Origin of the sequence: Variovorax robiniae (assembly GCF_037889955.1) — a bacterium.
GTDB lineage: Bacteria > Pseudomonadota > Gammaproteobacteria > Burkholderiales > Burkholderiaceae_C > Variovorax > Variovorax robiniae.
Map to the genome: position 1 here is coordinate 25698 of NZ_JBBKZS010000005.1, position 11271 is coordinate 36968.

Below are 11271 nucleotides of genomic sequence, written 5' to 3' on the forward strand. Positions count from 1 at the left end.
GGGAACAACACATGTCATTCGCAGGCAAGCTACGGCTTGTGGCGCCCGCGGCCGTGGCCGCGATGATCGCCTTGACGGCCGCGCCGACCATCGCGCAGCAGCAGTCCAAGCCCAACATCATCCTGATCGTCTCCGACGACACCGGCTATGGCGACCTCGGGCCCTACGGCGGAGGTGCCGGTCGCGGCATGCCGACGCCGAACATCGACCGGCTCGCGAACGAAGGCATGACGCTGTTCTCCTTTTATGCGCAGCCCAGTTGCACCCCCGGCCGCGCGGCCATCCAGACCGGCCGCATCCCCAACCGCAGCGGCATGACCACGGTCGCCTTCCAGGGCCAGGGCGGCGGGCTGCCGGCGGAAGAATGGACACTCGCCTCGGTGCTGAAGAAGGGCGGCTACAAGACCTTCTTCACCGGCAAGTGGCACCTCGGCGAGGCGGACTACGCATTGCCCAATGCGCAAGGCTACGACGAGATGAAGTACGCCGGCCTCTATCACCTGAACGCCTACACGTACGCCGACACGACCTGGTTCCCCGACATGGACCCCGAGTTGCGGGCCATGTTCCAGAAAGTCACGCGGGGCGCGCTGTCGGCCAACGCGGGAGAGAAGCCCGTCGAGGATTTCAAGGTCAACGGCCAGTACGTGAACACGCCGGCGATGGACGGCAAGCCCGGCGTGGTGGGGATTCCATTCTTCGATCGCTACGTCGAGAAGGCATCGATCGACTACCTCGACCGCAATGGCAGGTCGAACACGCCCTTCTTCATGAACATCAACTTCATGAAGGTGCACCAGCCCAACATGCCCGACCCGGACTATGTCGGCAAGTCCATGTCGAAGAGCAAGTACGCGGACTCCGTGGTCGAACTGGATGCGCGCATCGGCCGCATCATGGACAAGGTGCGCGAACTCGGCCTCGACAAGAACACGCTGGTGTTCTACACAACCGACAACGGGGCCTGGCAGGACGTCTACCCCGACGCCGGCTACACGCCCTTCCGCGGCACCAAGGGAACCGTGCGCGAAGGCGGCAACCGCGTGCCGGCCATCGCGTGGATGCCAGGCAGGATTCCGGCAGCAAGCAAGAGCCATGAACTCACCGGGGGTCTCGACCTGATGGCCACCTTCGCCAGCGTCGCGGGCGTCCCGCTGCCGAGCAGCGATCGCGCGAACAAGCCGATCATCTTCGACAGCATCGACATGTCGCCGGTCCTGTTCAGTGCCCACGGCAAGTCGAACCGCAAGAACTGGTTCTACTTCACCGAGAACGAACTCTCGCCTGGCGCGGCGCGCGTGGGCAACTACAAGGCCGTGTTCAACCTGCGCGGCGATGACGGCGCCAGGACCGGCGGGCTGGCGGTGGACTCGAACCTGGGCTGGAAGGGTGCGGAGGCGTATGTCGCGGCGGTGCCCCAGGTTTTCGATCTTTGGGCCGACCCGCAGGAGCGCTACGACCTGTTCATGAACAACTTCACTGAACGCACCTGGACCCTGGTGACCATCAACGCCGCGGTGAAGGAACTGATGCAGACCTACGTCAAGTACCCGCCGCGCAAGTTGCAAAGCGAAGCCTACAGCGGCCCGATCACGCTTTCGCAGTACGAGCGCTTCCAGCACATACGCGACGCCCTGGCCAAGCAGGGCTTCAACATGCCGATGCCCAACGGCGACTGAGACCGCGGCCGGCCACCCTCAAGGCCCCGGCTTGCCCGGGGCTTTTTATTCTGCGACAACCACTCTTTCGCAATCGATCATGAGCAAGCAGCAACGCAACAGGCGCAAGGCCACGCGGCCTGCGACGGCTGCCACGGTGACGGCGCCGGCCGTCGAGCCCGTGGCGACACGGGCACCCGCGCCCTCCTCGCGCCGGAACTTCCTGACGGCGCTGGCCGGGGCCGCCGTCGTGGGTGGCGTGGCCTATGGCGGCATGGCCTGGTGGCAAGGCCGCGCGCCAGCGGCCAGCCAGGTCGCCGCCGCCGGCAAGGCCTCGCAACGGGTTCGTCCGACCGTCGTGCAGGGCGACGGCGTGAACGGACCCAAGGGCATGGTCTGGGTGCCCGGCGGCGAGTTCGCCATGGGCAGCGACAGCAAGCTCGCCCAATCCAACGAGAAGCCTGCGCACCCCGTCCGGGTGCATGGCTTCTGGATGGACCGCAGCCACGTGACCAACGCGCAGTTCCGCGAATTCGTGAAGGCCACCGGCTACGTGACCACGGCCGAGCAGAAGCCGGACTGGGAAACCATCCGCGTGCAGAGCCCACCCGGCACGCCGCGCCCTCCAGACAACATGCTCGTCCCCGCAGCAATGGTCTTCGTCGGCACCGATCGGCCGGTGAACCTCAACGACTGGTCCCAGTGGTGGCAACTGGTGCCCGGCGCATCGTGGAAGGCGCCGCAAGGCCCCGGCAGCAGCATCGAGGGCAAGGACGATCACCCGGTCGTGCAAGTCAGCTACGAGGATGCCGTGGCCTTCGCCAAGTGGGCGAACAAGCGCCTCCCCACCGAGGCGGAATGGGAGTTCGCCGCCCGCGGCGGTCTCGAGCAGGCCACCTATGCCTGGGGCGACGACTACCAGCCCGACGGCCAGCCCATGGCCAACATCTGGGACAAGACGGCCAAGGGGCGTTTTCCGGTGGTTCCGAAGGTCAGTGCCAAGGCCGGCGGCGCGATCGGCACGCAGCCGGTCGGCACCTTCCCGCCCAACGGCTACGGCCTGGTCGACATGACCGGCAACGCCTGGCAATGGGTGGCCGACTGGTTCCGCGGCGACTACTTCCAGCAGCAGGCCAAGGCGCAAGGCAACAAGCCGATCGACAACCCTGCCGGCCCGCAGGACAGCTGGGACCCGGACGACACGAGCGCGCCGCCCGCCGCGCCCCGGCGCGTGACCCGCGGCGGCTCCTTCCTCTGCAACGAAGACTATTGCCTGAGCTACCGCCCGAGCGCGCGGCGCGGCAACGACCCATTCAATCCCATGAGCCACATCGGCTTCCGGCTGGTGAGCGACGCGCCCAAGCCCGCCGGATAGCCTGCGCTCGTCGTCGGCCTTCGTTCTTACTGGACGCCCACACGCAGCGTGTACTGCGCCGCCGCGCGCTGACGCGATGCAGCGCGATTGAGATACACCCGTACCCTGTATATGCCGTCCTTCGGAAGCGTGCCCGTCCAGCGAGGTTCGCCACCGATTTCCCCTTGGTACAGCGCCTCTTCGGAGTCGGGTGGCAGCACATTGAAATAGATGGACTTCGAAGGGGATTCAAGGTTGACGGTCATGGTCTGGCCCGCCCGTGCGCGCAGCACGTGGTCTCGCACGTCGCTGTTCGGGCCTTGAAGCTTTCCTGTGGCCGTGCCCTGGCTCGCGCCCTTCGCAAAGTTGAGCGCTTGCGCGGGGACTGCCGGCTGCGCCTGGCTTGCCGAGGCGAATGCGAACAGCAGCGCGGCAGCGGCTGCCTTCCAGAGTGACGCGGCGCTGTCGGCTTGCTGTGGGGTGCGTGGATCGCTTGATGTCATGTGGTTCCTGCTGGGTGGTAGATGGCAACTTGCACGGTCACTCCCCGGTGCGCATTCGCCGGACAACGAAGAGCCCGGCAGCGACGTTCAGTGTCATTCCAAGCGCAAGGAGCGCGAAGCTGAGCCAAGTCGGCATCGGCGGCAAGGCGAAGATCAAGACCGTCCAAGGGAGCGCGAGTGCCAGGGCAAAGACCGCCGACAGCGGGTCGCGAGCCACCCCGAACCAACCGTGGGCGCTTGCCGGGATCAACAGCAAGCTGAGCAGGGCAAGCAAAGCGTAGATGCCTATGGCAAGACGGAGGGCTGAGCGCATCGTGGTCCGAAGCCCTGCGGCAGGGCGATGACTTGCTCGGCGGCAATGGATCAAGACCGAGGTCCGACAGTGCCAGGAGCAGCCAGTCTATGAACGAGGTCACTGGAATGCAATGGCGCGACAGCCTCATGCGCGCGCAATCACCCGCCCTTCTGCGGCACCTTCCGCAACCTGGCCGGATCGTAGCCCTGGCTTGCGACGAACTCGGTCAGGCGCGCCAGGTCCTCGCTGGAAATGCTCGGCGTGCGCGCCATGATCCAGACGTAGTCGCGCTTCTCCCGCGTGATCACGGTCTGCGTGTAGTCGGGCGACAGGTACGAGATCCGGTAGTCCGCCTTGATCGGCCAGATGTACTGCTCGCCCCAGATGGCGTTCGTCTTTTCATCGAGAACGTAGCCGCGGGACGTGTAGGTCTTGACCGGGCCGTCGAAGGCATCGGCGTTGAAGGTGAAGGTCGTCGGGATGGTGCCGTCCGGATCGAGCCGGTAGTTCTCCATGGCGTTGTGCGCGCCGTTCTCCAGGCGGGTGGGAATGCTGGCGATGACATACCAGTTGCCCATGAAACGCGAGAGGTCCACGCGCGGGACCAGCGTCACCGGCGGTCGACTGTTCTTTGAGACGCCTGCGCACGCGGCCAGCACGGCCAAGCACGACAGGACAAGGATTCGCAGACGCATGGACTTTTCCTCGAGCCGGCAACAACACCGTTCGAGCTTGTACGCAGCGCCGCGCGTGAGGGATCAGCAAGGTCGATAAAAAAGAAAGGCGCTTATCCGCCTGTCACTTGCCCGCCCCCAACCGCTTCGCCTGCCACTTCACATACGGCACGGTCGAGATGAGGCTGACCAGCAGGTAGACCATGATCGCGGCGGGCACCAGGTTCGGTTCGCCGGGGACCGAGTTGGCGGTGGCGATGGCAATGGCGATGCCGGGGTGCCGGCAGGCGGTCGACAGCGCGAGCACCTCTCGCTCATAGGGGTCGGGGCCACCGAGCCAATGGCCGACGACCAGCGCGATGGCCACGAACACGACGATCGCGACCAGCGTGCCGTCGCCGAGCACGGCACCCAGCGCACGGTGGGCGGCGATGAGGATCGCGACACCCGCGATGGGCAACATCCATTCGCCGATGAGGATGGCCGGCCTGGCAACGAGCGCGGCCAGCTTGGGGATGAAGCGGTTGCAAAGCATGCCTGCCAGCAAGGGCAGCACCGCCGCGGTGAGGATGATCTTCGCGATGGCCTCGGGCTGGATGCTGTAGGACCTGCCGTAGAACATGTCGAGCAGCTTCATCTCGAGGGGGATGACGCCCATCGACAGCACCGCCATCGTCACCATCAGGCCGAGCCCATAGGACGCTTTCCCGCCCGCCTTGTCATGCCGGCGCGGCAGCAGCGGCGGCACCGGCGAGATCGAGAGCACGACCAGCGCGGCCTCGACCGCGAAGCGGAAGTCGAAGACCTTCGCCAGCACGACAGCCACGATCGGCATCACCACGAACATCGCGAGCACCGAGCGCAGCAGCAGCGCCGGCCGCTTGAAGACATACATCACGTCCTCCATCGTGGCGCGCAGGCCGAAGCCGAACACCGTCACGATGATGCTCGCCTGCAAGGCAAGGATGACCAGCTCGCGTGCGTTCATTTGCACAGTCCTTTTCTAGAAACCACTTTCGCGCCGCAGCACTGCCAACAGTTGCGTGGCGCCCTCGCCCAGCAGGCTGCGGCGCGCACCGTCGATCTGGAGGTGGCCGCGCACCTCCTGCAAGGCCGGCGGCGGCCCGTCGAGTTGCACCAGCACATGGAACAGCGCGGGCGTCGGCACGAGGGCCTCGCCCTGCTTGGCCGTGGCCAGCGGTCCGCCGAAGCGGGACGACAGCATGCGATGTTCGAGTTGCGCGACGCGCGTGCTGCCGATGGCGATGACACGGCCTTCTATCGGCGTGAAGTGCCCTTCCGGGTAGAAGCGCACGCCGGCGCCGCCCTCGATGCGATGCACCTCGTCCGGCTTGATGTAGGCATCGACCTGCCAGCTGCGCGGATCGACCAGCACGCCCAGCGCCTCCTTGGTGCCGGTCCATTGGCCGGCCTGCCAGTTCGGGTCGACATCGCGCCATTGGCCGTCGAAGGGGGCCTGCAGGTTGAGACGCGCGATCTCGGAGCGGGCCGCGCGCTCCTCCTGGATCTGCACGTCCAGGCGTTGCCGCGTGGCCGCTTCCTCGGCGAGGCCGGCGGGTTCGGCCATCAGGCCGGTGAGGCGCGCGTTGACGCTGCGCACGCCGGCTTCGCTGCGCGTCATTCGCTCCGTGATGTCGGGCTGCTCCAGCGTGACCAGCGCGTCGCCGGCGCGCACCGCGCCCATGCCGCGGATGTCGCGCAGCAATGCCGGAAAGGGTGCGAACACGCGCATCTGGTGCTCGGCCCGCGCCACGCCGTAGGCATGGATCTGTGTCTGCCAGGGCATCGCCAGCAAGGCCAGCAACGCGGCTACAAAGAGCAGCACGAAGAACTTGCGTCGCATGGGAATGCCAGCCCTCCGGGACCACCAGTGCCCCATTTCGCGCCAGATCGGGCGCAGGATGAACCATGAGACTTCCACCGCGAACAGGAAGATCCCGAGCAGCTTGAAGAACAGCAGGTAGACGGCCACCGCGATGCCGGCGAACAGCACCAGCCGGTACACCCAGGTGACCATCGCGAAGGCGATCAGCGCGCGGCGCCGCCCTGCGTCGAAGGGCTCCGGCCATTCTTCGTCGAGGCCCAGCAGCCCGCGCCGCAAGGCCACGCGCGCGAGGCGCTGCGAGCGCTCATGCAGGTTCGGAAAGTCCAGCAGGTCCGACAGGATGAAGTAGCCGTCGAAGCGCATGAACGGGCTCGCATTGAGCGCGATCGACAGCACCCAGCTCGTGGTCGCGAGGTAGAAGAAGCCGTCGCGCAACGCGCCCGGCTCGCTCACGGCCCAACCGAGCGTGGCCAGGCCGGCGAGCGACAATTCCGTCAGGATGCCGGCGCTGGCAATGGCCAGGCGATGGCGTGAATTGCGCAGCTTCCAGGCCTCGCCCGTGTCGGTGTAGAGCATCGGCCACAGCACCACGAAGGCCACGCCCATGTGCGCCACCTTCAGGCCCAGCCGCGTGGCCACCAGCGCATGCCCCATCTCGTGCAGCGCCTTGCCGAAGGCCACCGCGATGGCGAAGCCGACGATGCCTTCGGCCGAGAAAGATTCGACGATGGCGCTGCGGAAGGCGTCCCATTGGTGCGCCACCAGGACCAGCCCGAGCAGGCCCAGCGCCAGCACCAGCAAGCCCGTCACGGGATGGAACAACCAGCCGAGATACTTCGACAGCCAACGAAGCATGCGTTGCGGCCGCACCAGCGGAATGCGGAAGAACAGGTAGTGGTGCAGCCAGCCCTTCCAGGTCAGCCACGGGTTGCCCTCGCTCTGCGCGCGCAGGCGGTCGACCGTGTCCGGGCCGGGTCGCAGCAACTGGTTCTGTTCGAGGAAGCGGCGGAAGTCGAGCACCTGTTCCGCGTCGGGCTTGAGCGCGGTTTGTTTCGAGATCTGTTCGCTGATGCGGCGCGGCGTCTGGCCCCAGCGCAACAGGCATTCGAACTCCAGCCAGCCGATGCGGTAGAAGCGGTTCACGACGGTGTCCTGGATGACCCAGCTCGGCTCGCCGCTGCGGTCCGCCGCGGCTTCGCTCAAGCGCAAGTCCTCGCGCAGCGGTGGCAGCGGCAGGTCTTCCGGCGAGAACGGCAACGCCGACATCACCAGCCCAGCCAGGCGCGCGCCGCCGCGATCGGACGGCGCAGCAGGTAGTAGCCGAGCATCACGCGCTCGCCGTAGAGCTTGGCCGTGCCGTGCAGGCCCAGGCGGCGCGGGCCGCCCTCGCCTTCGATGCTGGCCAGCAAGCGATAGGCGACCACGCTCTCATCGGTGCTGCGGGCCTGGTAGCTGGTCTCGAGGATCTTGCCCTCCAGCGGCTCCAGCGGATAGGCGGTGAGGTAGAGCGTGACCGGTGCGCCCACCTCCAGCGCGATGGCATCGGCCACGGGCAACTGCACCAGCATGGCGGGCTGGGCCGGGTCGGCCACCTGAAGGATGCGTTCGCCGGTGACCACCGGCTTGCCGATCCAGTCGTTCGGGTCGCTGTAGACGGCCACGCCGGCGCGGGGCGAGAGCACATGGGTGCGCGCCAGTTGGGCCGTCACGGCCGCCCACTCGGATCGCCGCTGCTGCGCCTTCCCGTTGAGCACGGTGAGTTCGCTCTTGCTCTGCGGGTTGTCGAAGGCGCGCTGGCTGGCCGCGAGCAGTTCCGCATCGGCCACGGCAACTTCCCTGCTGAGCACCTCTGCGCGGCTGCGCAGCGTGGTCTCGTCGAGCGTGAAGAGCGGCGTGCCCGCCTCCACGGCCTGGTTGGGCCGCACCAGCATCTGCGCGATCACGCCGTCGATCGGTGAACTCACGATCTTGGCCTCGCGCGAGACGATCTCGGCTGGCGCCAGCGCCGTCTGCCGCACCGGCACCAGCGCCAACGCGCCCAGCAGCGCCAGCGCCAGCAGGGCGTGCCGGCGGCCCGGACGCCAGCCGGCAAAACGGCGTTGCCCCGTCAAGGTCGACCAGCAGTAGGCCCAGGTCTGCCAGAGGCCTTGAAGCAATGGTTGCAAGGGTTCCAGCGGCGGCGCATCCATGAGGAACAGGAGCAAGCCCAGGCGCTTGCCGTTGCGGCCCTGCAGCGGCACGCACCACACACCGGCCGGCCACCATTCGGTCCAGCCGTCAGCCACCTCGGCAGGTGGCTTCAGCACATCGCGCGACAGCCACTGCGGCTCGTTGCCATGCAACTGTTTCGCCAGCCAGCGCGCACTGCGGCGCAGCCACACCAGGTAGGGCGAATCCTCCTGCGGCTTGGCCAGGCCTGACACGCACAACAGCTCGAACGATTCACCGCGCTGCGCCAGCACCAGCGCCTGCCGGAACTGCAGCAACGGATACAGGTCGTTGGCCATCGAGAAGGCCAGCGTGTTCAGCGTATCGGCGGCCAGCGCCTTGTCGCGCAGCGCGCCCAGGTTGAGCAACAGTTGCGCGGGGAGTTGGACGCGGTCGTTCACGGAGCGCTCGGGAAGCTCGCGATGCCGCTCATGCCGGCAATCAGGTCGGGGAACTTGTCATCGAGCTTGCCTTCCAGTTCCACGGTCTGCGCCACCGCATCGACGCGCGCATTGATCGCGCTGATGCGTGCCGGGTAGGTCTTGCCGGTCTCGGCGATGCTGACCTTGAAGGGCTGGCCCGGCTGCAAGCCCTTGAACAGGGTCGAAGGCACGTTCAGCCGCAGCTTGAGCGCGCTGTCGCTCACGATGTCGAACAGTGGCGTGCCCGCGCTCACCGTCTGGAAGGACTTGGCATAGACCTTGGCAATGCGTGCCGCGAAAGGCGCGCGCACCGCGCAGTAGCCGGCCTGCGTCACGGCCAGCGTGCGCGCGCCGGCGGCCTTCTCGGCTTCGGTGTTGGCCATGTTGACTTCCAGGTCGCCCACGGCGTTGAGTTCGCGCAGGGCCTTCTTGGCATCGAGGTTCTGCCGGGCCTGGGCCAGCTCGGCTTCCGCCACCTTGGCCCGGGCCACCTGCTCGCCGCATTGCAATTGCACCAGCAGCGCGCCCTTGGGCACCTGCTTGCCAAGCGAGCCGTTGATCTCGCCGAGCGTGCCGTTCATCTGCGCCGACAGCGTGGTCTCCAGCTCCGGCACCAGCAGCACGCGGATGGCCGACGGATCGACGGCGGCGGGCTTGGGAGGCGGCGTACCCGGCAGCGGCGCAGGGGGCTTTGCGGCGGGCGCCTGCGCGAACACGGGCATGGCGAGGGCCGCGCCGAGAACCAGCGTCAAAGAAAATCGTTCAAGGCTTCGCAAGGCTCGCACCGGCACCTCCGCCTGTGGTGCTGCGCAGCAGCTGGGACTGTTCCATCTCGTTGGTCACGCGCTGGATCTCGGCGGCCAGCGTCTTGATGTCGTAGCTGTCGATGGCGGTCGGGAACACATCCAGGCCGACCGAGTTGTAGAGGCGCCCCCAGGCGGCCTCCGCATTCGCGAAGGCGGCCTCGCGCTGGTAGCGCGACAACAGGAAGCGGCCCTCGGCACGGATCACCTCGAGCTCGGAGCCGAAGGTGGTCTTCTTCGCGGCGCGCGCGTAGTCGAGCAGGTTGGTGTCCACGCGCAGGCTCTCGTTGGCGAACTGCACTTCGTTCAGCGTCAACTGGTAGCGCAGCGCGCCCACGCGCACCTGCGTCAGCACGGCCATCGACAAGGCCACGCGCCGCGAATCGTCGGTCTCGCGCTGCGACGCCTGCGCCGCATTGAGCGAAGGCAGCGACAGCAGCTTGAGCAGGTTGATCGACACGTCGATGCCTGTGGCGTTCCAGTAGTTGTTGTAGAGGAAGGCGTTGGAGTCGTAGTTGCGGCCGACGTTGAGGCTGACGTTGGGCCACAGCTGCGCCTTGGCGATGTCGATGTCGCGTTCATTCACCCGCTTGCGATACCACTCCTCCATGATCTCCGGCCGCCGCACCAGCGCGAGCTGTTCCAGTTGCGCGATGTCCGGGCCCAGCATCGGCAACGCCGGATCGGGGATGTCGACCAGTTGCATCGGCGCATTGGCCGGCAGCGACATCAGCGCGCGCAACTCGGCCTGCGAGAACTCCAGGTCCTGGCGGCGGATGGTCAGCAGCGACACCGAATCGAGCAGCGCACGCTGGTAGGCCAGGATCTCCTGGCGCGGCAGCAGGCCCTTGTCCTGCGCCTCGCGCGCCTGCCGCAGCGCTTCATTCGTGCGGGCCAGCAGCCCGTCGACCTGCGGCATCAGCCGTTGCGCGCCGAGTGCGCGCCAGTAGGCATTGCGCACGTCCTGCAGCACGTTCTGCGCGACCTTGCGACGGCGTTCCTCGGCCATCATGATCTGGTCGGCCTTCTGCGCGGTGCGGTAGTAGGCGATGCTGAAGTCCAGCGTGCTCCAGCTCAGGCCGAGGCTGCCGATGTAGCGGTAGCGCTCCTCGGAAGTGGATGCGCGCAAGCTCACCTGCCGGTCCTCGATGCCGATCGAGGTGCCGCCGGAATCGTTGTTGCGACCGAGGTGGCCGGCCGAGGCGACGAGCCGCGGCAGCATCTCGTAGCTGGACACGTCGCGCAGGTTGGAGGCCAGCGCGCTTTCCATCAGCTTGAGGCGGTAGTCGAGGTTGTACTTGAGCGCGCGGGCTGCGGCCTCGTAGAAGGTGATCGGGCCGGTCACGGGCTCCTGGTCCTGGTACATCTTGACCTGGTCGGCCTTGGCGCGATCGATGGTTTCCTGCTCCGTGTAGGGCGTCGGCTTGAGGCCCGAGCAGGCCGCCAGCGCCAGCGCCAGCATCGCGGTGCCCGGAGCCTTGATGGACCAGTACCGCATGCTTGCGTTG

Annotated in this window: 10 protein-coding genes; 2 read left to right on the forward strand and 8 right to left on the reverse strand. The window is 67.0% G+C overall.

All coding sequences use genetic code 11. The features are described 5' to 3' along the window. Positions 1-11 precede the first annotated feature (11 nt). Together WKW79_RS13490 and WKW79_RS13495 are read left to right on the forward strand one after the other, a co-directional pair. A complete protein-coding gene (locus WKW79_RS13490) occupies positions 12-1679 on the forward strand; it encodes an arylsulfatase (protein ID WP_340335679.1) in 1668 nt (555 codons plus the stop codon). 79 nt (positions 1680-1758) lie between these two features. Continuing rightward, positions 1759-3033 carry a formylglycine-generating enzyme family protein gene (locus tag WKW79_RS13495; RefSeq protein ID WP_340335680.1) on the forward strand — a complete coding sequence of 425 codons (1275 nt, stop codon included), beginning with the start codon at positions 1759-1761 and terminating at the stop codon, positions 3031-3033. Between the two features lie 26 nt (positions 3034-3059). Here WKW79_RS13495 and WKW79_RS13500 read toward each other — a convergent pair whose 3' ends face one another. From WKW79_RS13500 to WKW79_RS13535, 8 genes are all read right to left on the reverse strand, one after another. Further along, complete coding sequence (locus WKW79_RS13500) at positions 3060-3515, reverse strand: hypothetical protein (protein WP_340335681.1); 456 nt, start codon at positions 3513-3515, stop codon at positions 3060-3062. A gap of 37 nt (positions 3516-3552) precedes the next feature. Next, a complete protein-coding gene (locus tag WKW79_RS13505; RefSeq protein ID WP_340335682.1) occupies positions 3553-3828 on the reverse strand; it encodes a hypothetical protein in 276 nt (91 codons plus the stop codon). Between the two features lie 140 nt (positions 3829-3968). Beyond that, positions 3969-4505, reverse strand: a complete 537-nt coding sequence (locus tag WKW79_RS13510) for a lipocalin family protein (RefSeq protein ID WP_340335683.1) — start codon at positions 4503-4505, stop codon at positions 3969-3971. 103 nt (positions 4506-4608) lie between these two features. Next, positions 4609-5472, reverse strand: a complete 864-nt coding sequence (locus WKW79_RS13515; protein ID WP_340335684.1) for a bile acid:sodium symporter family protein — start codon at positions 5470-5472, stop codon at positions 4609-4611. A 15-nt stretch (positions 5473-5487) separates the two neighbouring features. Further along, complete coding sequence (locus tag WKW79_RS13520) at positions 5488-7596, reverse strand: site-2 protease family protein (protein WP_340335685.1); 2109 nt, start codon at positions 7594-7596, stop codon at positions 5488-5490. Next, on the reverse strand, positions 7596-8939 hold the full coding sequence (locus WKW79_RS13525) for an efflux RND transporter periplasmic adaptor subunit (protein WP_340335686.1): 1344 nt from the start codon (positions 8937-8939) through the stop codon (positions 7596-7598). Before WKW79_RS13525 ends, WKW79_RS13520 begins: the two co-directional genes overlap by 1 nt. Next, on the reverse strand, positions 8936-9712 hold the full coding sequence (locus tag WKW79_RS13530) for an efflux RND transporter periplasmic adaptor subunit (protein WP_340335687.1): 777 nt from the start codon (positions 9710-9712) through the stop codon (positions 8936-8938). The genes WKW79_RS13525 and WKW79_RS13530 overlap by 4 nt, the downstream gene beginning before the upstream one ends. A gap of 10 nt (positions 9713-9722) precedes the next feature. Continuing rightward, positions 9723-11261 carry a TolC family protein gene (locus tag WKW79_RS13535; RefSeq protein ID WP_340335688.1) on the reverse strand — a complete coding sequence of 513 codons (1539 nt, stop codon included), beginning with the start codon at positions 11259-11261 and terminating at the stop codon, positions 9723-9725. Positions 11262-11271: the final 10 nt, after the last annotated feature.